Below are 23,945 nucleotides of genomic sequence, written 5' to 3'. Positions count from 1 at the left end.
AGGTCACGATGGAAGGGCACTGCCATGGGCAGCGAAGTTCATCCGATGGAGCAGGCCCCGCGTTTCGCGATAGTCGGCTATGCAGCACGATTCCCGGGCGCGGCGGACGCAGACGAGTTCTGGGACGTCCTGGTCGAGGGCCGCGACGCCGTCTCCGACGTGCCGAAAGACCGCTGGAACGCTGATGACTTCTACGATCCCGAGCCGGGAGTCCCCGGCAAGATCGTCACCCGCCGGGCTGGCTTCGTGGACGACGTCACCGGATTCGACGCACCGTTCTTCGGAATGTCGGCCCGCGAAGTCCGGCTGATGGACCCCCAACATCGCATTCTTCTCGAGACGTCGTGGCGCGCCGTCGAACATTCCGGCACGGCACCGACAGATTTGGCAAACACGAATACCGGCGTATTCGTCGGGTTGGCAACCCACGACTACTTGGGAATGGCATCCGACGCGCTGGACTACGACGAGATCGAGGCGTACCTCGCGATCGGTACGTCGAACGCCGCTGCGGCGGGCCGCATCAGTTACCGGCTGGGGCTCCAGGGGCCGTCGGTGGCAGTCGACACGGCGTGCAGCTCGTCGCTGGTGGCGATTCACCAGGCCTGCCAGGCACTGCGCCTTGGAGAGTGCGATCTCGCGCTGGCGGGTGGCGCCAACGTGCTGCTCACCCCGGCCACCATGATCACGTTCTCGAGCGCGCACATGCTCGCGCCCGACGGCCGGTGCAAGACGTTCGACGCGGCCGCCGACGGTTACGTGCGCGGCGAGGGCTGCGGCATCATCGTCATCAAGCGCTTCGAAGACGCGATCGCCGACGGCGACCACATTCGCGCCGTGATCCGCGGCAGTGCGATCAACCAGGACGGCGCCTCGGGCGGCCTGACGGTGCCGAATGGCGTTGCCCAACAACGGGTCATCACCGATGCGCTCAAGCGCGCGGACCTCGAACCCCGCGACGTCGGATACCTGGAGGCACACGGCACCGGGACGTCGCTTGGCGACCCGATCGAGGCCCAGGCCGCCGGAGCGGTGCTCGGCGCCGGCCGCGCATCCGACCAACCGCTGTTGATCGGATCGGCGAAGACGAACATCGGACACCTCGAGGCGGCCGCGGGAATCGCAGGCGTCATCAAGGTCATCCTGTCCCTCGAGCACGAAACCCTGCCCAAGCACTGCAATTTCGAGAACCCCTCACCGCACATTCCGTGGGACCGTCTTGCCGTCGAGGTCGTCCGCGAGACCACCCCGTGGACGCGGGGCGACCGACCCCGCATCGCCGGCATCAGCTCCTTCGGGTTCGCCGGCACCAACGCGCACGTCATCCTGGAAGAGGCGCCCGCGGAATCTCTTGTGGCCGTTGCCGATCCGGTCGACCAACCGGCGGACCGCTTCAGCATCCTTCCGCTCTCGGCACGCACACCGGCCGCGTTGACTCAGCTCGCAGACCGCTACCGCCGGTGGCTGTCTGCGCACCCCGAGGCCAGCCTCGCCGACGTCTGCATCACCGCCGGCACGGCCCGAGCGCACCTGGAGCACCGGGCCGCGCTGGTGGTCGACTCCAGAGAATCCGCCATCGAACTCCTCGGCGCGCTCGCCGACGACCGCCCGGCTCCGGGACTGGTCCGCGGAGAATCGCACGACGCCCCGAAGACGGCGTGGCTCTTCACCGGTCAGGGCAGCCAGTACACCGGCATGGCCAAGGAGCTGTACGCCACCCAACCGGTGTTCGCCGAGACCGTGGACCGGTGCGCCGCAGTGGTCGCCGACGTCCTCGAAAAGCCGTTGCTGGACGTGATCTTCGGGGAGACCGGGGCGAGCGAAGCGACGGGGGGAGGTACCGGGGACGAGACGCTCGGCCAGACCGCGTACGCGCAGCCTGCTCTGTTCGCCGTCGAGATGGGCCTCGTCGCCCTGTGGCAGTCGTGGGGCTTCGAACCCGACGTCGTGCTGGGCCACAGCGTCGGCCAGTACGCGGCGGCCTGCGTCGCCGGGGTGCTGACGCTCGAGGACGGCGTGCGGCTGATGGCCGAACGCGGCCGCCTCTTCGGCAGCCTGCCCGCGGGCGGCCGGATGGTGGCCGTCTTCACCGGCGCCGAACGCGCGGAGAGCGTCACCGACGAGTTCCCCGCCGTGTCGGTCGCCGCCTACAACGGCGCCAACACGGTTCTGTCGGGGCCTGCCGCCGATCTGGAGCGGGCCGTTGCCGCGTTGACCGCCGACGGTGTCCGATGCGACTGGCTCGACACCAGCCACGCGTTCCACTCGGCGCTGCTCGACCCGATTCTCGACGAGTTCGAGTCGTACGCCGATGCCGTGAATTACACAGCGCCACAACGCCTTCTGATCGACAACCGGACCGGTGACGCGCTCGGCTGGAGCACGCGACTCGACGGTGCGTACTGGCGACGGCACGCACGCCAACCGGTGGAGTTCGCCAAGAGCGTGCAAACCCTCGCCGCGCTGAACTGCAAGGTGCTGCTCGAAATCGGCCCCCAACCGGTGCTCACCGCCACCGCACTGCGGGCGTGGCCCGATGCCGCGACCGCGCCTCGAGCGATTGCGTCGCTGCGCCGAAACGTCGTCGACCACAGGCAGATCGCCGAAGCCGTCGCCGATGCCTACGTCCAGGGTCACGTGCCCGACTTCGCGGCCTTCCAGCAGGCCCCAGCGCGGAAGGTCGACCTTCCCACCTATCCCTTCGAGCACCGCCAGTACTGGTTCAAGGACGACCGTGAGGCGGCCGGCGAAGAACGGGCCGCCGCGGGCCCTCGCACCGACTCCGTCCGCCTGCTCGAGGACGGCCACATCGCCGAACTTGCCACCCTGCTCGGCGGGTCGGGCGAGGACCCCCAGGTCATGAAGGTTCTGACCGAGCTTGCGGCACAACACAACCGACAGCGCGTGGCACAGTCGACGTCGGACGACCGCTACGAGATCCGCTGGGACAAGTCTCCCAACCCGCTCTCAGGCACCGACTCCGGCGCGGAGTTCAGCTGGCTCCTCGTCGGTTCTCCATCCCCCGCGCTACAGCCCCTGGTGGACGCCATCACCGCCCGCGGACAACGGCACCGCTTCGTCGACCTGCCGACCTCCGATGCCGAAGAGGCAGCGCTGGCCGAGGCGCTGCGCACCGCTGCCGCCGACGGTCCGGCGCTGCGCATCCTGCACGTCGCGGCGCTCGACTCGGACACTGCAGCGTCGACGCAATCGCTGCTGCGGATCCAACGTCGAGTCCTCAGCGGCACGCGGCGCCTCTTCAAGGCCGCGACGTCGGCCGACCTTCGCGCGCCGATCTGGGTGCTGACCCGCGGCGCGCAGCGCGTCACCGACACCGACGTCGTCGCGCCCGAACAGACCGCACTATGGGGATTCGGCCGGGCCGCGGCTCTGGAGCTTCCGCAGGTGTGGGGCGGCCTGGCCGACCTGCCGACCGATGCCACCGGTGACGAGTGGACCCGACTGCTCGACCGCGTCACGGCACCGCAGGACTCCGCCGTTCGAGAAGACCAGATCGCGCTGCGCGGCCAGTCGGTCCATCTGCCTCGACTCGTCCGCCGCGCCAAGCAGCCAAACGAGAAACCGCTGGAAGTCCGAAGCGATGCAACGTATCTGGTGACCGGTGGCCTCGGCGCCATCGGTCTGGAGATCGCCGGCTACCTGGCCGCGAACGGTGCCGGACAGCTGGTGCTTACCAGTCGGCGAGCTCCCGGTGACGCCACCCAACGGCGAGTCGATGCACTCATCGCGCAGCACGGCTGCGAGATCCGGGTGGTCACCGCCGACGTGGCAGACGCACACGACGTCGCTCGCCTGCTGGCAGGCATCCAGACCGAACTACCGCCCCTGGCCGGCATCGTCCATGCCGCGGGCGAGATCGGCACCACCCCGCTGAGCGGGCTGGACGACACCGAAGTCGACCGCGTGTTCGCCGGAAAAGTCTGGGGTGCCTGGCATCTCGCCGAGGCGACGACCGATCTGAAGCTCGACTTCTTCGTCAGCACGTCCTCGATCGCCTCGGTGTGGGGCGGCTTCGGCCAGACCGCGTACGCCGCGGCCAACGCCTTCCTCGACGGGCTGGCCGCGCGCCTCCGCGCGCGCGGCGTCCCGGCCACCAGCGTCAACTTCGGTCCGTGGTCGGCGGGCATGGCCGACGCGGAGTCCCGTGCGCGGCTCGAGCAGCGCGGCGTCCGGACCCTCTCCCCCGCGGACGGGTTGGCAGGGCTGGTCGACGTCGTGGCCGCGGCTTCGGCAGGCGGACCCGCGCACGCCGTCGTGGCCCGAATCGACTGGGCCCGTTTCCTTCCGCTGTATCAGCAGGCCGGCAGGCGGGCTTTCCTCGCGGAGGTGGAGCGCGAACTCCCCGCCGAGAAGACGGCGACACCGTCCACGACGGGCTCGGGAAGGACCCAGCTGGTCGAACGGCTCGTCAACGCTCCGGTGCAGCAGCGCAGGCGACTGCTCACCGACTACCTGCGGGACGCGGTGGCCGAGATAACGCTGGTCGACGCCTCGGAGATCCGCGAGGACGCCGGCTTCTTCGACCTCGGCATGGACTCGCTCATGGCCGTGGAGATGCGGCGGCGCATCGAGGCGGGTGTCGGCAAGGAAATCCCCGTCACCGTGGTGATGGATCACCCCCGCCTGTCCGACGTGGCCGACTACCTCCTCGGTGACGTGCTCGGCCTCAGCGAGACCCCCGACACCGCGCCCGCCGTGGCCCGGTCGGTGACGACCCGCTCTGACGAGCCGATCGCGATCGTCGCGGTGTCGTGCCGCTTCCCCGGCGCACCGAACCCGGAAGCCTTCTGGGACCTGCTCTCCGGCGGGGTCGACGCGATCCGCGAGGTTCCCGAGGACCGCTTCGACATCGACGAGTTCTACGACCCGGATCCCGACAGCGCGGGCAAGACGTACACGCGCTTCGGTGGATTCCTCGACGCGATAGACGGATTCGACCCGGAGTTCTTCGGCATCTCACCGCGCGAGGCCGTCTGGATCGAGCCGCAGCAGCGCCTGACGCTCGAAACCGTCTGGGAGGGCCTTGAGCGGGCCGGGTACTCGCCGGCCACGCTGCGTGGCAGCCGCACCGGAATCTTCATGGGCGTCGCCGCCAACGAGTACGCGCATCTGCTGTCGTCCGGGTCGATCGACAAGATCGAACCGCACTTCATCACCGGCAACGCACTCAACGCCATCTCCGGTCGGGTCGCCTTCGCACTGGGACTCGAGGGACCGGCAGTGGCCGTCGACACCGCGTGCAGTTCGGCGCTGGTCGCGGTCCACCAGGCCGCTCAGGCCTTGCGCTTCGGCGATTGCGACATGGCGTTGGCCGGTGGGGTGAACGTCCTGCTGAGCCCCGTCACCATGATCGCGGCGTCCCGCGCGCGGATGCTGTCCCCCGTCGGACGCTGCAAGACCTTCGACGCCTCCGCCGACGGCTACGTGCGCAGCGAGGGCTGCGGCGTCCTCGTCCTCAAGAGGCTCAGCGACGCCGAGCGCGACGGGGACCGCATCTGCGCCGTCATCTCGAGCAGTGCGGTGAACCAGGACGGCGCATCCAGTGGCCTCACCGTCCCCAATGGTGGCGCCCAGCAACGCCTCATCGGCACGGTGCTCGCCCGCGCCGGCCTCGACGGCGGCGACGTCGACTACCTGGAGGCACACGGCACCGGCACGCCGCTCGGCGATCCGATCGAGGTGCAGGCCGCGGCGGCCGCCTACGCAGGCTCGCGTGACGCCGACCGGCCGCTGCTGATGGGCTCGGTGAAGACCAACATCGGACACACCGAATCTGCCTCCGGCGCAGCCGGTCTGATCAAGGTCGTGTTGTCGCTGCAGAACGAATTGCTGCCCGAGAGCCTGCACTTCGACAACCCGTCACCCCACATTCCGTGGGCCTCCCTGCCCGTTCGGGTCGTCGACGAGGCCACTCCGTGGCACGCCAACGGCAGGCCACGTCGTGCAGGCGTCAGCTCGTTCGGCTTCACCGGGACCAACGCGCACGTGCTGATCGAGGAGGCGCCGGCAAGGGTCGAGCCGTCCGAGACCGCACCGGAGGCCTCCACGGCTCCGGTCGGCGTGCTCGCACTGTCCGCGCGGTCGCCAGAAGCGTTGGCGGCGTTGGCACGACGCTACGACACGTGGTTGAGCGTGCACCCGGACTCCGACCTGGCCGCGGTGTGCCTCACCGCGGGAACGGGCCGGTCACACTTCGAACATCGCGCCGCGCTGGTCGTCGACTCGATCGCAGCGGCCCGTGACGGCCTCGCCGAACTGGCCGAGAATCGCCTGCGCCCCGGCGTCGTCCGCGGCGAGCACGTCAACCACCCGACGACGGCCTGGTTGTTCACCGGCCAGGGCAGTCAGTACCCCGGCATGGCCCGCGAACTGTTCGAGAGCGAGCCGGTCTTCGCCGAGACCGTGCTGCAGTGTGCGGACGCGGTCAAGGACATTCTGCCGCGCCCGTTGCTCGAGGTGATGTTCGCGACCGACCTCGACACCGGCGGCAAGGCCGGAGAGGCGTTGCGGCACACGTCGTTTGCGCAGCCAGCCCTCTTCGCCGTCGAAATGGGCCTGGCCCGGCTGTGGCAGTCGTGGGGCGTCGAGCCCGACGTGGTGCTCGGCCACAGTGTCGGCCAGTACGCGGCCGCCTGCGTGGCGGGGGTGTTCAGCCTCGCCGACGGCGCACGGCTGATCGCCGAGCGCGGCAGGCTGTTCGGCAGCCTGCCCGAGGGCGGCCGGATGGTCGCGGTGTTCGCCGACCCCAAGCAGGTCGAGCAGGTCGCCGCCGACTTCCCGCGGGTGTCGGTCGGCGCCTACAACGGTCCCAACACCGTGCTCTCGGGCCCGGGCGAGGACCTGGAGAGCGCCGTCGAGCGTTTCGAGGAGGAGGGCATTCGCTGCACGTGGCTGCAGACGAGCCACGCCTTCCACTCCGAACTACTCGATCCGGTGCTCGACGAGTTCGAGGCCTACGCGTCGCAGGTGCAGTTCGCCGCACCGACGCTGCCGTTGGTGTGCAACCGAACCGGTGCCGTGCTGGCGCCGCAGACCCCGCTCGACGCCGGATACTGGCGGCGTCATTCCCGCCAGCCGGTGCAGTTCGCCGAGAGCGTGCGCACCGTGGCGGCACTTGGCTGCTCGGTGCTGATGGAGATCGGTCCGCAGCCGGTGCTGACGAGCGCCGCGGTGCAGGTCTGGCCGGAACACCTGGCCGCGCCGAGGGCGGTGTTGTCGATGCGCAAGGGCGTCGACGACCGTCGCCAGATCGCCGACGCACTGGCTGCCGCGTACGTCGGCGGCCACCGGCTCGACTTCGCGGGGATCGCCCACGGGAGTTCGACGCCACTGGAGCTGCCGACCTACCCGTTCCAGCGTCGCCGGTTCTGGCCGAAGGCCTCCGGTCTCACCGGGGCCGAGGGCAACGGCGCGTCGGTGTCCGGAATCCTTGGCAGCGCAAAGGAGCTCGCGTCCGGCGACTCCGTCTTCACCAGCAGGCTCTCGGTGAAGTCGCAGCCGTGGCTGTCCGACCACGTCATCTACGGCACGGTCGTCGTCCCCGGCGCGACCTACGCGGCGATGGCGCTGGCCGCGGTCGGCACCCCGGCGCGGGCTAAGGAGGTCTTCTTCTACGAGCCGATCATCCTGCCCGAGAAGGCTTCTCGCGAAGTGCAGCTGACGCTGCATCCCCTCAGCCAGGACGGCGAGTCGCGGTTCCAGGTGCACAGCCGCGCGTACGGCGAGAAGGGCGCCGAATGGTCGCTGAACGCCGAGGGTGTCGTGGCCACCGGTGCCGACGACGCCGACGCCGCGCCTGCCGAGCCTGCCGAGCCGCAGGAACCGGTCGACGAGGCAGTCGAGCGGCTCGATCGCATGCGTCCGCAGGACCTGTTCGAAACGTTCGCCGACCTCGAGCTGGCGTGGGGACCGACCTGGTCGGGCTCGTTGAAGTCGCTATGGCTTGGCGACGGTGAGGCGATCGGCGACATCCTCGTCGGCGAAGAGCTCACCGAACACCTCGGCACCGAACCGATGCACCCGGTGCTGATGGACCTGTGCACCGGTGTCGCCTTCCCCGCCTTCCCCGCCCTTCTCGCCGCCGAGCAGGGGGTCAACGACCTGTTCCTGCCGCTGCGGTACGGGCAGGTGACGTTGCGCGAGAAGATGCCTCGGCGGTTCTATTGCCGCGCGAGGTGGCACGACAGCGGTCTCGACAGTGAAACCCAGGTCTTCGACCTCGACTTCCTCGATCGAGATGGCCGCCAGCTGGGCGGAATTCGCGAGTTCACCGTCAAGCGAGCTCCGCGTGAGGCCCTGTTGCGTGGCCTCGGCGGCGACGCGACGCGGCTGCTGTACACGCTTGGCTGGCACGAGGTGCCTGCCTTGCCTGACGACGCCAACGGCGCCGGGAGCGCAAGCGGCACCTGGCTCGTTGCCGGGTTCGACGAACTCGCCGCGAAGGTGCCGGGCTGCATCCCGCTGAACCGGGACGTCGACCCCGAGCTCCTCGGTCAGGTGTTGGCGGATGCGCACCAGCGGGGCCTCGGATTCTCCGGTGTGGTGTGGCGGAGTGCGGCGCCGATCGGGCACGAGACGACCGACGAGGCCACCGCGCGCATGGAGGGCGAGATCGCCAACCTGCTCAGCGCGGTGCACACCGTGCAGGGCGGCGAGGTGAAACTGCCCGGAGGGCTGTGGATCGTCACCGAACGGGCCGTGGCCACCGAGTCCGGCGAGCCGGTCGACCCGGTACAGGCCGCACTGTGGGGATTCGGCCGCACCACGATCAACGAAGAGCCGATGCTGCGCTGCCGACTGGTGGACTGCGACGGTTCCGAGGAGGCCGTGGACGCGTTGGTGAGCCTGCTCGCCAAGCCGGTCGACGAGCCGGAACTCGCGCTGCGCCAAGGAAAGCTGTTGGCGTCGCGGTTGTTGCCGTGGGCCCGCAGCGGTCATCTCACGGTCCCACGCGCCGGTGACTACGCGTTGGCGCCCACCGAACGCGGCGCGATCGACAACCTGCGACTGACCGAGAAGGACGTGCCGCCGCCGGATGCGGACTACGTGCAGGTTCGGGTTGAGGCCGCCGGCCTCAACTTCCGCGACGTGCTCAACGTGCTCGGCCTCTACCCCGGCGATCCCGGCCCGATCGGCGGCGACTTCGCCGGCGTCGTCACCCAACTGGGTGACGGGGTGACCGGAGTCGAGGTGGGTCAGCGCGTGTACGGCTCCATGCAGGGCGCATTCGCCACCCGGTTCAACGTGCCAGCGCCGTTCCTCGCGCCGATCCCGGACGGGGTCAGCGCGGTGGAGGCCGCGACCATTCCCGCTGCCGCGCTGACGGTTCGGTTGTCGTTCGACTGGGCGCAGCTCAAGCCGGGCGACAAGGTGCTCATCCACGCCGCCAGCGGTGGCGTCGGATTGGCGGCCGTCCAGATGGCCCAGAAGTGCGGTGCCGAGGTGTTCGCGACCGCCAGCACCTTCAAGCGTGTGACGCTGCGCAAGCTGGGCGTGAAGTACGTCTACGATTCGCGCTCAACAGATTTCGCCGATCAGATCCTGGCTGACACCGACGGCACCGGCGTCGACGTGGTGCTCAACAGCCTGACCAGCGATGGGTTCATCGAGGCGACGCTGAAGGCCACCGCGCCGAACGGCCGCTTCGCCGAGATCGCCAAGCGCGACATCTGGACGCCGGAGCGGATGGCCGAGGCCCGTCCCGACATCGCGTACGAGATCGTGGCGTTGGACACGGTGATGTTCACCGAGCCCGAGCGCATTCGCGCGTTGTTGACGGAGGTGTCGGAGGGCTTGGCCAGCGGTGAGTGGACGCCACTCCCGGCCGAGATCTACCCGCTGACCGAGGCGCGGGCCGCGTTCCGGCGGATGCAGCAGGCCCGCCACATCGGCAAGATCGTGGTGCAGATCCCGAATCCGCTTGCCCCCCGAGCCGATCGAAGCTATTTGATCACCGGTGGACTCGGCGCGATCGGTCTGCACACGGCGGCGTATCTGGCCCATCTCGGCGCCGGTGAGATCGTGCTGACCAGCCGTCGTGCGCCCGATGCGGATGCGCAGCGGGCGATCGACGAGATCACCGAGCGGCACAAGTGCCGGGTCCACGTGTTCTCGGCCGACGTCGGCGACGAGTCCGAGGTGGCGACGCTGTTGAAGCGGGTCCGTGCGGAGTTGTCACCCCTCGGCGGCGTCGTGCACCTGGCGGGCGTTCTCGACGACGCGCTGCTGTCCCAGCAGAGCGTTGAGCGGTTCCGAACGGCGCTCGCGCCCAAGGCCTTCGGGGCATATCACCTCGATCGCCTGACCGTCGACGACGAGCTGGACTTCTTCATCGTGTCGTCTTCGGTGTCGGCTCTGTTCGGCTCGCCGGGACAGTCCAACTATGCGACCGCCAACGCGTTGCTCGACGGCTTGGTCGCCGAGCGACGGTCCAAGGGTCTGCCCGCCACCGGGGTCAACTTTGGCCCGTGGGCGCAGGGCGGCATGGCGTCGTCGGAGGCCGCGACCGCGAACATCGGTGCCCAAGGTCTGATTCCGCTGGAGCCGTCGGCCGCGTTTAGCGCCCTTGCCGAGGTAGTCGCCAACGGCACCGGCCAGGCCACGGTCATCAAGGCGAACTGGCAGCGCGCCGCGAAGGTGCTCGGCAGTTCGAGGCCGCCGATCCTGGACCTGGTGTTGCCGAGCGCAGCGGGCGAGGTCACGGGTGACAGCGAGATGCTCAAGCAGCTTCAGGAGATTCCGGTGGCGCAACGCGCAGGGTTCGTCACCGAGTTCCTGCAGCGGGAGGTGCAGAACTTCTTGCGCCTCGCGGGTCCGCCCGCGGCGAGCAGCCGTTTCCTGGACCTCGGCACCGACTCCCTGATGGCGATCGAGCTTCGCAACCGGCTGCACAGCCAGTTCGGCGGCGCCTTCACGATCAACGCGACCGCCGTGTTCGACTACCCGACCATCGGTGGGCTCGCCGAGTACTTGGTTGGTCAGCTGCCCGACGCGGACGAGGCCTAGCGATTTGTGGAGTCTGAGCGGCGCTGACCGCTGCTCAGACTCCACAAATCACGCGCTAGGCCCAGCGGGTGGCCTCGACCTCGTCGGGCAGCGGCGTGTGCAACGGCACGTCGAGGCCGTCGTAGATGCCCGGCTTCTGGGTCGCCAGCCACTCGACGGCGCCGAGCAGCCGGTTGGCGGCGGTGGTGTTGCCACCGTCGGCCCTGGTGCCTCCCGGCACGTCGGCCCGGCTGACGATGGTCAGCTGGGGGTCGCCGTCGACGATCACGCGGTGGTCGCCGACGCCCTCGTCGGGCTGCGGCCAGTCCGGCGCGCAGGCCGGGTCGATGCGGGTGATGTGGTCGACGACGATGCGCTGCTTGCCGTCGGCCCAGCCGATGATCTTCAGCCGGAACGCGCCTTGCGTGCCCTTCTCGAAGCGGCCCATGACGTTCTCGACCGTCTCGTCGAGCGGCAGCCGTTCGACGACCTCGGTGATGTCGTCGATCTCGAGACCGAGGCCCCGTCCGATGAGCCGGATGTTGCCGCCCCAGACCATCGTCGGGATCGACGGCAGCAGCATCATCGGGGTCTCGTCCATGGCGCCACCGAAACCGCAGCTGACGCGGACGGCGTGCGGTTGGTCGTAGGTCGAGTAGTCGAAGATCTCCTGGCAGTGGATGGTCTTGATGCGCGTGCACAGCCCGGCGGCCATCACGGCGAGCGCGTCGTTGGCCCAACCCGGGTCGACGCCGCTGACCAGCAGGGTGGACCCGCCCTCCTCGGCGGCGGCGGTCAGGCGGTCGACCCATTCCCGAGGTGCGGAGCGCGGGTCGTAGAGGGAGTACAGCGACGGCGTCACGACGTGCGCGCCGGCCCGTAGGCAGCGCTCGATGTCGGCGACGGCGTCGTCGGGGCGAATGTCGCCGGAGGCCATGTAGGCGACCGCGTCGCAGGTTGCGAGCGCGGAGTCGACGTCGGTCGTGGCGAGGATTCCGGTCTCCGCGTCGAGGCCGGCAAAACTGGCGGCGTCGCGGCCCACCTTGTCCGCCGAGGAGGTGATCACCCCGCCCAGTTCCAGCCCGGGAAACGCCAGCGTGGACCGGATCGCCGTCGAGCCCATGTTTCCCGTGCCCCATACCACCACGCGCCTCATGCGCCTCACCCTAGCGGGCATGCTGGGGCAGCTAGTGGCAGACATCACATCTGGCGGTTTTCGCAGCTCAGGTGCCATAATCAGAGTCATCCGGCCGCCCAATCAACCGTCGGGTTGGTTAGCCAGCACATATTTGCTCGACACTGCTTTGCGAACAAGTTACCAGCCGGTATAGTTGGCTGCAGTTACTGGTGGGTAACTTAGCCCAAGTACCCAACCGCAGACGCCATCTCATCGAGGAGAATTCGTGAGCCACTACAAGAGCAACGTCCGTGACCAGCTGTTCAACCTCTTCGAGGTGTTCGGCATGGACAAGGTGCTCGGCGAGGGGCCGTACGGCGACCTCGACGGCGACACCGCGCGGGAGATGCTGGCCGAGATCACCCGGTTGGCCGAGGGACCCATCGCCGATTCGTTCGCCGACGGTGATCGCAACCCGCCAGTGTTCGACCCCGAGACCCACACCGTGACGCTGCCCGCGGCGTTCAAGAAGTCGGTCCGTACCATCATCGACGGCGGCTGGGACAAGATCGGCCTCAACGAGGAGCTCGGCGGCATGCCGATGCCCCGCGCGCTGCAATGGGCCCTGATGGAGAGCGTCCTCGGCGCCAACCCGGCCGTCTACATGTACTCGATGGGCGCCGGTTTCGCGCAGATCATGTACAACCAGGCCACCGAAGAGCAGAAGAAGTGGGCCATCCTGGCTGCCGAGCGCGGCTGGACCTCGACCATGGTGCTCACCGAGCCCGACGCCGGTTCCGACGTCGGCGCAGGCCGCACCAAGGCCGTCCCGCAGGCCGACGGCACGTGGCACCTGGACGGCGTGAAGCGCTTCATCACCTCCGGTGACGCCGACGACCTCGGCGAGAACATCCTGCACCTCGTGCTGGCCCGCCCCGAGGGCGCCGGTCCCGGCACCAAGGGTCTTTCGCTGTTCTTCGTGCCGAAGTACCACTTCGACTTCGAGACCGGTGAGCCCGGCGAGCGCAACGGCGTCTACGTCACCAACCTCGAGCACAAGATGGGCCTCAAGGTCTCCGCGACGTGTGAGCTGTCGCTCGGCCAGCACGGCACCCCGGCCGTCGGTTGGCTCGTCGGCGAGGTGCACAACGGCATCGCGCAGATGTTCGAGGTCATCGAGCAGGCTCGAATGATGGTGGGCACCAAGGCCATCGCCACGCTCTCGACCGGCTACCTCAACGCGCTCGAGTACGCCAAGAGCCGCATCCAGGGCGCCGACCTGACCCAGATGACCGACAAGACCGCGCCTCGCGTGTCCATCACGCATCACCCCGACGTGCGCCGGTCGCTGATGACCCAGAAGGCGTACGCGGAATCGCTTCGCGCGCTGTACCTCTACACCGCGACGTTCCAGGACGCCGAGGTCGCCAAGGCCGTCCACGGGGTCGACCCCGAGCTGGCCGGCAAGGTCAACGACCTGCTGCTCCCGATCGTCAAGGGTGTCGGCTCGGAGCAGGCCTACGCCAAGCTGACCGAGAGCCTGCAGACCTTCGGCGGTTCCGGCTTCCTGCAGGACTACCCGGTCGAGCAGTACATCCGCGACGCCAAGATCGACTCGCTGTACGAGGGCACCACCGCCATCCAGGCGCAGGACTTCTTCTTCCGGAAGATCGTCCGCGACAAGGGTGTTGCGCTGGGCTACGTTGCGAACGAGATCGAGCAGTTCGTCAAGAACGAGTCCGGCAACGGCCGCCTCAAGGCCGAGCGTGAACTGCTCGCCAACGCGCTGGCAGACGTCCAGGGCATGGCGGCCACGCTGACCGGCTACCTGATGTCGGCGCAGGAGGATTCGGCCAACATCTACAAGGTCGGCCTCGGCTCGGTGCGCTTCCTCATGAGCGTCGGCGACCTGGTGCTCGGCTGGCTGCTGCAGAAGCAGGCCGTCGTCGCCATCGACGCGCTCGACAAGGGCGTCACCGGTGCGGACAAGTCCTTCTACGAGGGCAAGATCGCCGTCGCGTCGTTCTTCGCGAAGAACTTCCTGCCCCTGCTGGCCAGCACCCGTACGGTGCTCGACAACATCGACAACGAAGTGATGGAACTCGACGAGGCTGCGTTCTAAGTCGTTTCCCGCACTCGAGGCCCCCGCTACGGCGGGGGCCTCTTGCGTTTCATAACCTCCGAACAGCAACCGCCCAGGTTGGGTTGCCACGATGGAACCGTGCACTTCTTGGCCGCCGATGCCCCCGCGCCCTACCGCCACGGACTGTCGCTGCTGCAGGGCTGGTTGCCGCTGACGGTGCAGATCGTCGCGATCGTGGTGTTGCTCGCAGCGCTTGGCTGGCGAACGCGTCGCTGGTGGCTGATCTGGCTGCCCGTCGCCGTCTTGGTCGGCATCGCTGCGGCCGCGTGGGCGCACTGGTACGTGGACTCCCAGGGCATGGCGGGTGATCCGGCACCCGACTCGCTGTGGGTGTGGACCGGGTTGACCGGATTCGCGCTCGCCGCAGCGATATTCGGCTGGCGCGGGGTCAAGTGGCGCCGCGTCGCCGCGGTGGCCGCCGTCCCCCTGTGCCTCCTGAGTACGGGCCTGGCGCTCAACACCTGGGTGGGCTACTTCCCCACCGTCCAGATCGCCTGGAACCAACTGACCGCGGGCCCGCTGCCCGACGAAACCGACCTCGACACCGTGACCGCCATGCAGAAGGCCGGGACGGTGCTCGACCACGGCAGCGTGGTGCCGGTCGACATTCCTTCGACCGCATCGGGATTCAAGCACCGGACCGAGCTCGTCTACCTGCCCCCGCGGTGGTTCTCGTCCAACCCGGCACCCAAGCTGCCCGTGGTGATGATGATCGGCGGTGAGTTCAACACCCCGGCCGACTGGCTTCGCACCGGCAACGCCGCGTCCATCGTCGACTCCTTCGCCCAATCCCACGGCGGCAACGCACCCGTGCTGGTCTTCGTCGACTCCGGCGGTTCGTTCAACAATGACACCGAATGCGTCAACGGCACCCGCGGCAACGTCGCCGACCACCTCACCAAGGACGTGGTGCCCTACGTCAACGCCACCTTCGGCACCAGCTCGGCCAGCTCGGACTGGGGCATCGTCGGCTGGTCGATGGGCGGCACTTGCGCCGTCGACCTGACCGTCATGCATCCCGAACTGTTCTCCCACTTCGTCGACATCGCGGGCGACACGGGTCCCAACGCCGGCACCAAGGACCAAACCGTGGCCCGGCTCTACGGCGGCAGCGACGCGGCCTGGGCGCAGTTCGACCCGGCGACCGTCATGGCCAAACACGGTCCTTACCAAGGCGTCTCGGGCTGGTTCGCCATTTCCACCGACGCGCCGAAGAAGTTCAACATGCCCCACAGCGAGGGCGCCGTCGGGCTCGGCGGCCGCGACGCGGACGGCATGCCCACCGATCAGACGCAGGCCGCCAACACGCTGTGCGGGCTCGGCAAGGCCAAGGGCATCACGTGCTCGGTGGTGCCGACGACGGGCCGCCACGACTGGCCGTTGGCGACGCAGGTGTTCACCGCCGCACTGCCATGGCTCGCGGGGGCGATCCACACTCCCGGCGTCCAGCCCGTCCCACTGCCCGCGGGGGCACCGGTCGCGCGAGTCTGATCAGTCGTCGAGTTCGCGGAGCACCGCCCGCGTGCGGGCCCGCCCCTCTGGCGACGGATCGAATGTGGCACCGACGTATTCGTCGACGCCGGCCGCCTTCAGTTCGGCGAGCCGATCCCTGACGGTCGCCTCGTCGCCGATGATCGCGGCGTCCTCGGGACCGGCGTAGCCCTCGCGATCGAGCATGGCGCGGTAGGACGGAAGCACGCCGTACATCGAGAACTGCTGTGCGGCGAGCTTGCGGGCGCCGTCGACGTCGTCGGTGACGCTCACCGGTAGCGCGGCCACCACCCGGACCGCGTTCTCGGGGCGTCCCGCGTCGGCGGCCGCCTGCCGCAACGTGGGGCTGACGTGGCCGGCGAGCGTCTTCGGCCCCGTCATCCAGGTGCACGTGCCCGCCGTCCGGCGACCGGCAATCCTCAGCAACTGCGGACCGAGAGCCGCGATGTAGACGTCGGGCTTCGGGGCTCCGGCGATCATCAGGGCGCCTCTGGTGGTGACGATCTGACCGGTCGCGTCGGCGGCCTCACCCGCCAGAAGCGGCAGCAGACCGTCGAGGTATTCGTTGAGCCTGCGCACCGGCTTGTCCCACGGGATGCCCCACATGCCTTCGGTGACGGCCTGATGAGTCATGCCGACGCCCAGGATGAATCGCCCGCCCGACACCAGGCTGACGGTCAGCGCGCGCTGCGCCATCTGCATGGGGTGCTGATTCTGGATGGGCACCACCCCGCTGGCGACCTCGATGTCGGGCACCTCGCGTAGCGCCACCGCAAGAATCGTCAAAAGGTCTGGCTCATAGGGCATTTGGCTCATCCACAGCCGACGGAAGCCTTCGTCGTGCAACTGGGCGACGTTGCGCACGCAGGCGTCGACCGGATTGGAACTGCCCGCATCGCCGAGTTGACCGAACATGGAGATCTGCACGGTGTCCATCGAAGCACGAGTGCGTCCTGTTCAATGACGAGCCATGACCACTGAGGCCGCGCGACTGCAGAATCTTGGGCCGAACTGGTTCGCGTCGGTGATGGGCACCGGCATCGTGGCGACCGCGGGCGCCGGGCTACCCATCCACGTCCCGGGTCTGCACGTTTTCTCCCGGGCGGTGTGGGTGGTCGCCACGGTGCTGCTGATGGTGCTGCTCGTCGCGGTGACAGTGCAGCGGTTCCGTCATCCGACGATGGTGCGGACCCATTCCCGGAATCCGCAGATGGCCCACTTCTTCGGAGCGGCCCCGATGGCGCTGATGACCGTCGGATCGGGGGCGCTCCTGGTCGGCAAGGATCTGATCGGAACCCGCGTCGCGGTCGACCTTGCCTGGGTGCTCTGGACGACGGGCACCGTCGGGGGGCTGTTCACCGCCGCGACGATTCCCTATCTGATGTTCACCCAGCACAACGTGGAACCCGATGCGGCGTTCGGCGGCTGGCTGATGCCGGTCGTCCCGCCGATGGTGTCCGCAGCCGCTGGCGCGCTGCTGATCCCGCACATGGCCCCCGGCACCGGACGCACCACGATGCTCTACGGCTGCTACGCCATGTTCGGGTTGTCGCTGTTCGCGGCGCTGATCATCATCAGCATGATCTGGAGCAGGCTCGCCCTCTACGGCACGTCCGGCACGGCTCGGGTCCCGACGCTGTGGATCGTGTTGGGACCGCTGGGGCAGGGCATCACGGCGGCGGGCCTGCTCGGTGGCGTCGCGGCGCTGGCCGTGCCACCCGAGCTGGCCGGTGCGATGAACGTCTTCGCGGTCCTGTTCGGCGTGCCCGTATGGGGATTCGCGCTGCTGTGGATCGTGTTGGCGACGGAGTTGACCGTGCGCACGCTGCGTCGCGGCATGCCGTTCGCGCTGACGTGGTGGAGCCTGACGTTCCCCGTCGGCACGTTCGTGACGGGCACCACGCAGTTGGCGGTGCACACCGGCCTGCCGGCGTTCAAGGTGGCGGCCGCCGTCGCGTACGGAGGACTGCTGTGCACCTGGGGTCTCGTCGCGGTGTGGACGGCCCGCGGGAGCGTCCGAGGGAATCTCTTCGTCCCACCGCCGGCCAACGCGGGGCCGGTCAAGGCGAGGAAGGATCCGCCGCCGGCCTAGCGTTCGAGCGCCTTGGCGCAGCCGGCGAGGATGGCCTGGAAGCTCGACCGCAGCAGCGGGGCGCTGACCGCCTCGAGCAGCTTGCCTCCCCCGCGCGTCGGATGCGAGTACGTGCTGACCCAGTCCACGTGCGTGCCATCGCCTTCGGGACGGCACGTCAGGGTGCCGCCGTCGTGGTCGAACGGCGGGAAGGACCGCACGATCAGGTACGAGTAGGAATTCGGCGCGTCGACGGCCGTCATCTCCTCGCGGAACCACATTCCGACCCCGATCACCTCACGGAGTGCGCCAACTTCCGGGGCCGACCAGCCCTTCGCGAAGCCGGCCCTGAGCACCAGCGGCGCAGCAGTCAGACCGCGCGGATCGGCCAGCCAGTCGAAGACTCGCTCCTGGGGCGCGGCAATGGTGCGTTCGACGCGGATCTGGACCATGAACGCTGATCGTATCGGGCCGGGGCATGAAAAGAGCCCCGTGTTGCCGTCGGGTCGGGGGGGCTGACGGCAACACGGAGCTACTGGACATATCGACGCGTGGTCGCGGGGCGTTACACCCGGAAGATCACGCCTCCAGGATTGCGGTGACGCCCTGGCCGCCTGCCGCGCAGATCGAGATGAGCCCGCGCACTGGCTTGCCCGTCGCGGCCTTCTTCTCGGCGAGCTGCTTGGCCAGCTGCGCGACGATGCGACCGCCGGTGGCCGCGAACGGGTGGCCTGCCGCCAATGAGGATCCGTTGACGTTGAGCTTGGACCGGTCGACGCTGCCCAGCGCGGCGTCGAGACCCAGCCGCTCCTTGCAGTACTCCTCGGACTCCCACGCGTTCAGCGTCGCGAGCACCACCGAGGCGAACGCCTCGTGGATCTCGTAGAGGTCGAAGTCCTGCAGCGTCAACCCGTTTCGGGCCAGCAGCCGCGGCACCGCGTACGTGGGCGCCATCAGAAGACCGTCGGGGCCGTTGACGTAGTCGACCGCGGCGGTCTCCCCGTCGACGAAGTACGCCAGCACCGGCAGCGAGTGCGCCTGCGCCCACTCCTCGCTGGCCAGCAGGGCAACCGAGGCGCCGTCGGTGAGCGGTGTCGAGTTGCCCGCCGTCATGGTGGCGTCGCCGTTCTTCACACCGAAGACGGGCTTGAGCTTGGCCAGCTTCTCGGCCGTCGAATCGGCGCGCAGGTTGTTGTCGCGGTACAGGCCGAGGAACGGGCTGACCAGGTCGTCGAAGAAGCCGCGGTCGTAGGCGGCGGCCATCTTCTGGTGGCTGGCCGCGGCGAGGGCGTCCTGGTCGACGCGTTTGACGCCGAACTCCTTGGCGGTGATGGCGGCGTGCTCGCCCATCGACAGCCCGGTGCGCGGCTCGCCGTTGGTCGGGATCTCGACGCCGACGGCGGCGGGCAGCTTGCCGACCAGCTTGAGCCGGTCGACGTTGGACTTCGCGCGGCGCAGGCCGAGCAGGACGCGGCGCAGGTCGTCGCCGAAGGCGATGGGTGCGTCGGAGGTGGTGTCGACGCCACCGGCGATGCCCGAGTCGTACTGCCCGAGCGCGATGCCGTTGGCCACCGCGATGGCCGACTGCAGACCCGTGCCGCAGGCCTGTTGCAGGTCGTACGCCGGGGTGTACGGGGACAGGGCGCTGCCGAGCACGCATTCCCGCATGAGGTTGAAGTCGCGGCTGTGCTTGAGGACGGCTCCGCCGACGACGGCGCCGATGCGCTCGCCCTTCAGGCCGAACCGGTCGACGAGTCCGCCGAGCGCGGCAGTGAACATGTCCTGATTCGACGCGTTGGCGTAGGCGCCGTCGGAGCGCGCGAAGGGGATCCGGTTTCCGCCGAGGATGGCTACTCGTCGGGCTGCCTTGCTTGGCGACTGGGTGTCGGCCACGTTCATCTCCGTTGCTTGAATGTGGTTGCTGGTGTCGAGGGTCATACTACCCACCGTTCTTACTCTGGAGTAAGTTCGTGATCGATACGACAATCTCGCGCGCTCCTGGGTACCCCACTCCCGCACGCACTACCCGTCTCCTCGAAAGGCAGCTCTGTGGCTTCCGACCTGTTCTCGCAAGTGGTCAACTCCGGTCCTGGCTCGTTCCTGGCCAAGCAACTCGGCGTTCCGCAGCCGGAGACCCTGCGCCGCTACCGGGCGGGCGAGCCACCGCTCGCCGGCGCGCTCCTGATCGGCGGCGAGGGCCGGGTGGCCGAACCGCTGCGCAACGCCCTCGCCGAGGACTACGACCTGGTCGGCAACAACGCCGGCGGCCGCTGGGCCGACACGTTCGGCGGGCTGCTCTTCGACGCCACCGGCATCACCACCCCCGAGGGCCTCAAGGCGCTGCGCGACTTCTTCACCCCGCTGCTGCGCAACCTCGGCCCGAGCGGCCGCGTCGTCGTCGTCGGCACGACGCCCGACCAGACCGGCGGCGTCGACGAACGCATCGCCCAGCGCGCGCTCGAGGGCTTCACCCGCTCACTCGGCAAGGAGCTGCAGCGCGGGGCCACCATCGGATTGGTCTACCTGGCCGCCGATGCCAAGCCCGCCGCCACCGGCCTGGAGTCCACCGTCCGGTTCCTGCTGTCGGCCAAGTCCGCCTACGTCGACGCCCAGGTGTTCTACGTCGACGCCCAGGATGCGGTGCCGCCCGCCGACTGGGACAAGCCGCTCGACGGCAAGGTCGCCTTGATCACCGGAGCCGCGAGAGGCATCGGCGCCGAGATCGCCAAGGTGTTCGTCCGTGACGGCGCGAAGGTGGTCGCCATCGACGTGGAGGGGGCCGCCGACGCCCTTGCCGAGACCGCCACCAAGGTCGGCGGGACGGCGCTGGCCCTCGACGTCACCGCGGCCGACGCCGTCGACCGCATCACCGAGCACCTGCGCGAGCACTACGGCGACCACAACGGAGGCAAGGCCGACGTCCTGGTCAACAACGCAGGCATCACCCGCGACAAGCTGCTCGCCAACATGGACGATGGCCGCTGGGACTCCGTAGTCGCGGTCAATCTGCTTGCCCCGCAACGGTTGGCACAGGGCCTGGTGGAGGGCGGCATCATCGGCGAGGGTGGCCGCGTCGTCGGACTGTCCTCGATGGCGGGCATCGCAGGCAACCGCGGCCAGACCAACTACGCCGCCACCAAGGCAGGCATGATCGGGATGACGCAGGCGTTGGCACCCGTCTTCGGTGAGAAGGGCATCACCATCAACGCCGTCGCACCGGGTTTCATCGAGACCAAGATGACCGAGGCCATCCCCCTGGCCACCCGCGAGGTGGGGCGCCGCCTCAACTCCCTGTTCCAGGGCGGCCAGCCGGTCGACGTCGCCGAGGCCATCGCCTACTTCGCCAGCCCTGCGTCGAACGCCGTCACCGGCAACACCATTCGGGTGTGCGGCCAAGCCCTCTTGGGGGCGTGACGTGACCCAACCAAGTGGCCTGAAGAACATGGCGTTGGCGGCCGCAGGAGCCCTGCCGTTCGTCTCGCGGGGCAGCTCACTGCCCGACCGCACGGTCACCATCACCGACCTCGCAATCAACCCGGCCAACGTGTCCGAGTACGCCGCGGTGACGGGGTTGCGGTTCGGCGATACCGTGCCGCTGACCTACCCGTTCGCGCTGACCTTCCCGTCGGTGATGTCGTTGGTGAGCGGCTTCGACTTTCCGTTCGCCGCAATGGGTTCGGTACACGTCGAGAACGAGATCACCCAGTATCGGCCCATCGCGGTCACCGACACGGTGGACGTCAAGGTGCACGCGGAGAACCTCCGCGAGCACCGCAAGGGTCTGCTGGTCGACCTGATCACCGAGATCAGCGTCGGCAACGAGGTCGCCTGGCAGCAGGTGACGACGTTCCTGCACCAGCAGCGGACCAGCCTCTCCGACGAGCCGAAGCCGGAGCAGCCGCGCAAGCAGCAGAAGTTGCCGCCGCCGAACGCCATGATTCAGATCACCCCGGGCCAGATCAGGCACTACGCGTCGGTCAGCGGGGACCACAACCCGATCCACACCAGCTCGATCGGCGCGAAGCTGTTCGGGTTCCCGTCGTCGATCGCACACGGAATGTTCACCGCCGCAGCCGTATTGGCGAACGTCGAGGGGCAGCTGCCCGGTGCCGTGAAGTACTCGGTGCGCTTCGGCAAGCCGGTGCTGCTGCCCGCGCGCGTCGGGCTCTACACCGAGCGCGTCGCCGACGGCTGGGACCTGACGCTGCGCAACCTCTCGAAGGGCTACCCACACCTGACGGGAACCGTCCGGGCGCTCTAGGACGGCAGGGCGACGTTCTGCGCCTCGTACAGCCGTTTGTACGGACCACCCGCGGCGATCAACGCGTGGTGGTCGCCCTGCTGGGCGATGCGCCCTTCCTCGATCACCAGGATGCGGTCGGCGACCGCGGCGATGAAGTCCATGTCGTGGCTGATCACCAGACAGGTGCGGTCCTTGGCGTAGCCGCGGATCACGCCGGTGAGGAGCGCACGCTGATCGGCGTCCAAATTCTCGGTGGGCTCGTCGAGCAGCAACACCTCTGGTGTCCGTAACAGGCAGCGCGCCAAGGCAATCAAGCGTTTCTGCCCACCGGAGGGCACCTGCACGTCGACCACCGTGTCGTACCCGTCGTACATCTTTTTCGGATCGGTGATTACGGCGTGCACGTTGGCGCGAACGCACGCTTGCTCGATCTCGGCGTCGGTGGCCTCCGGCCGGGCCAAGCGGATGTTCTCGCGGATCGTGTCCTTGGTAAAGAACGGGAACTGGGCCAGCTTGGACACCTGTTCCCGCAGCGAGGCGATGGTGACCTCGTCGATCGGGTGGCCGTCGAGCAGTATTCGCCCCCGCTGCGGGTCGAGGAAGCGCAGCAGCAAGTTGTACACCGTGGACTTGCCAGACCCGATGCCGCCGACGAGCGCCACCGTCTCGCCCTCGGCGATCGAGAACGACAGCCCGTCGAGCACCCGTTGCGTCGGCGTGTAACCGAACGCGACGTCCTCGAAGACGAGGTTTCCACGGACCTCCCCGAGTTCGGTGGCACCCGGGGACTCCCGAACCGTGGGGCGGGTGTCGAGCAACTCATAGGTCGACGCGGCACTCGGCGACACCGACTGATAGGTGGTGTAGGCACCCATGACCCGTTGCGCCGCACCGAACATCGTCGGCACCATGCCCGCGAAGACCATCAGGCCTGCGAACGTCAACCCGAAACTCGAACTGAACCCGATGCCGACCAACAACACCACGACGGTGCTCACCGCGACGAACACCTGAGATCCGTTGGCGGTGGCCTGCATCCACATCACCGTCGACGCCTCGCTCTTGGCCGCCTCGTCGGAGACGGCCCGAAAACGTCTGCTGCGCACCGGTTGCGCGTTGAACAGCTGAATCTCGGCGATACCGCTGACGGTTTGTTCGAGCTCGGCGCCCATCGCCCGATCCGCGTCCATCGTGCGACGCACCGCCGCCTGCACGTACCGGCCGGCGTATCTCAGCACCAGCAGCGCCACCGGCGTGAGGACCAACGCGGCCACCGTCATCTGCCATGACAGCGCCACCAGGTAGCAAACCGCCACCAGCAGCACGACGGTGTCGATCAACGGGGGCATCAGACAATCCGTCAGAAGTCGTTGCACTCCAGCGGATTCCGCGGTCACGCGGTGCATCAACGCGCCGCTTTGAGAGGCGGTGAAGAAGTCCAGCGACAGCGTCTGGAGATGATCGTGCACCCGTTGTCGGATGTCGGTGACCAGTACCCGCTCGACCTTGGTGCCCACCCAGGCGTTCACCAGGTACATCAGCTGAGTCAGCACCAGCGCGCCGGCCCACACCGTCAACAGCACCGCGAACGGAACCGAACCGGCCACCTCGCTCAGCGGACCGTCGGACCGCGCAACCAGCGGTCCCCGCATATCCCATACGCCGGTGAGGTTTCCGTTCGTGCCCGCGTCGGCGACGACCTGCATCATCGGGCCGAAGGCCGCGGCGCTGACGTACGGCAGGGCCGACGCCAGGGCACCGACGACGAACAGCGCCGCAATCGAACTGCGAACGGCCGGAAGCATGCCCAGACTTCGGCGGATGAGACGGTCGGGCCTCATCGCGGGTGTGACGGGCTCTGCGACCTCCACGGTCG

Annotated in this window: 11 protein-coding genes; 6 read left to right on the top strand and 5 right to left on the bottom strand. The window is 68.6% G+C overall.

What is annotated here, in order from left to right; translation table 11 throughout:
* Window positions 1-24 precede the first annotated feature (24 nt).
* Entirely contained in the window at window positions 25-11,025 is an 11,001-nt protein-coding gene (locus ASD37_RS25265) for a type I polyketide synthase (protein ID WP_056558052.1), read from the top strand.
* A gap of 55 nt (window positions 11,026-11,080) precedes the next feature.
* On the opposite strand, the gene ASD37_RS25260 is transcribed toward ASD37_RS25265, so the two are convergent.
* Window positions 11,081-12,160 carry a dihydrodipicolinate reductase gene (locus ASD37_RS25260; RefSeq protein ID WP_056558341.1) on the bottom strand — a complete coding sequence of 360 codons (1,080 nt, stop codon included), beginning with the start codon at window positions 12,158-12,160 and terminating at the stop codon, window positions 11,081-11,083.
* 247 nt (window positions 12,161-12,407) lie between these two features.
* On the opposite strand from ASD37_RS25260, the gene ASD37_RS25255 reads away from it, so the two are divergent.
* Window positions 12,408-14,243, top strand: a complete 1,836-nt coding sequence (locus ASD37_RS25255) for an acyl-CoA dehydrogenase (protein WP_056558050.1) — start codon at window positions 12,408-12,410, stop codon at window positions 14,241-14,243.
* A 99-nt stretch (window positions 14,244-14,342) separates the two neighbouring features.
* Window positions 14,343-15,755 (top strand): alpha/beta hydrolase-fold protein, encoded by a 1,413-nt coding sequence (locus ASD37_RS25250; protein WP_200959993.1) that lies wholly within the window; start codon window positions 14,343-14,345, stop codon window positions 15,753-15,755.
* On the opposite strand, the gene ASD37_RS25245 is transcribed toward ASD37_RS25250, so the two are convergent.
* Window positions 15,756-16,691, bottom strand: coding sequence for a TIGR03564 family F420-dependent LLM class oxidoreductase (locus ASD37_RS25245; protein WP_056558048.1), 936 nt, complete (start codon window positions 16,689-16,691; stop codon window positions 15,756-15,758).
* Between the two features lie 34 nt (window positions 16,692-16,725).
* Between ASD37_RS25245 and ASD37_RS25240 the strand changes: the two genes are divergently transcribed.
* Window positions 16,726-17,847, top strand: coding sequence for a TDT family transporter (locus ASD37_RS25240; protein ID WP_056558046.1), 1,122 nt, complete (start codon window positions 16,726-16,728; stop codon window positions 17,845-17,847).
* Here the strand turns inward: ASD37_RS25240 and ASD37_RS25235 are convergent.
* Together ASD37_RS25235 and ASD37_RS25230 are read right to left on the bottom strand one after the other, a co-directional pair.
* The gene (locus ASD37_RS25235) at window positions 17,844-18,278 is read right to left on the bottom strand and encodes an SRPBCC family protein (RefSeq protein ID WP_056558044.1); all 435 of its coding nucleotides are present in this window, start codon (window positions 18,276-18,278) and stop codon (window positions 17,844-17,846) included. The genes ASD37_RS25240 and ASD37_RS25235 overlap by 4 nt on opposite strands.
* 127 nt (window positions 18,279-18,405) lie before the next feature.
* Window positions 18,406-19,725: an acetyl-CoA C-acetyltransferase gene (locus tag ASD37_RS25230; protein ID WP_056558336.1), complete on the bottom strand. Its 1,320-nt coding sequence runs from the start codon at window positions 19,723-19,725 to the stop codon at window positions 18,406-18,408.
* A gap of 150 nt (window positions 19,726-19,875) precedes the next feature.
* On the opposite strand from ASD37_RS25230, the gene ASD37_RS25225 reads away from it, so the two are divergent.
* Together ASD37_RS25225 and ASD37_RS25220 are read left to right on the top strand one after the other, a co-directional pair.
* The gene (locus ASD37_RS25225) at window positions 19,876-21,240 is read left to right on the top strand and encodes a 3-oxoacyl-ACP reductase (RefSeq protein WP_056558041.1); all 1,365 of its coding nucleotides are present in this window, start codon (window positions 19,876-19,878) and stop codon (window positions 21,238-21,240) included.
* Between the two features lies 1 nt (window position 21,241).
* On the top strand, window positions 21,242-22,087 hold the full coding sequence (locus tag ASD37_RS25220; RefSeq protein WP_056558040.1) for a MaoC/PaaZ C-terminal domain-containing protein: 846 nt from the start codon (window positions 21,242-21,244) through the stop codon (window positions 22,085-22,087).
* Here the strand turns inward: ASD37_RS25220 and ASD37_RS25215 are convergent.
* Entirely contained in the window at window positions 22,084-23,940 is a 1,857-nt protein-coding gene (locus tag ASD37_RS25215) for an ABC transporter ATP-binding protein (protein ID WP_235568544.1), read from the bottom strand. The genes ASD37_RS25220 and ASD37_RS25215 overlap by 4 nt on opposite strands.
* Between the last annotated feature and the right edge of the window lie 5 nt (window positions 23,941-23,945).

Origin of the sequence: Mycobacterium sp. Root135 (assembly GCF_001426545.1) — a bacterium.
Classification (GTDB): domain Bacteria; phylum Actinomycetota; class Actinomycetes; order Mycobacteriales; family Mycobacteriaceae; genus Mycobacterium.
Note: the sequence above shows the minus strand (reverse complement) of the source record. Positions and strands in the feature narration are given on the sequence as shown.

Excerpts from the sequence above, each read along its gene's own strand:
- ASD37_RS25265 (WP_056558052.1), top strand. The coding sequence starts at position 25 with ATGGGCAGCGAAGTTCATCCGATGGAGCAGGCCCCGCGTTTCGCGATA.
- ASD37_RS25260 (WP_056558341.1), bottom strand. The coding sequence starts at position 12,160 with ATGAGGCGCGTGGTGGTATGGGGCACGGGAAACATGGGCTCGACGGCG.
- ASD37_RS25245 (WP_056558048.1), bottom strand. The coding sequence starts at position 16,691 with ATGGACACCGTGCAGATCTCCATGTTCGGTCAACTCGGCGATGCGGGC.
- ASD37_RS25240 (WP_056558046.1), top strand. The coding sequence starts at position 16,726 with ATGACCACTGAGGCCGCGCGACTGCAGAATCTTGGGCCGAACTGGTTC.
- ASD37_RS25235 (WP_056558044.1), bottom strand. The coding sequence starts at position 18,278 with ATGGTCCAGATCCGCGTCGAACGCACCATTGCCGCGCCCCAGGAGCGA.
- ASD37_RS25230 (WP_056558336.1), bottom strand. The coding sequence starts at position 19,725 with ATGAACGTGGCCGACACCCAGTCGCCAAGCAAGGCAGCCCGACGAGTA.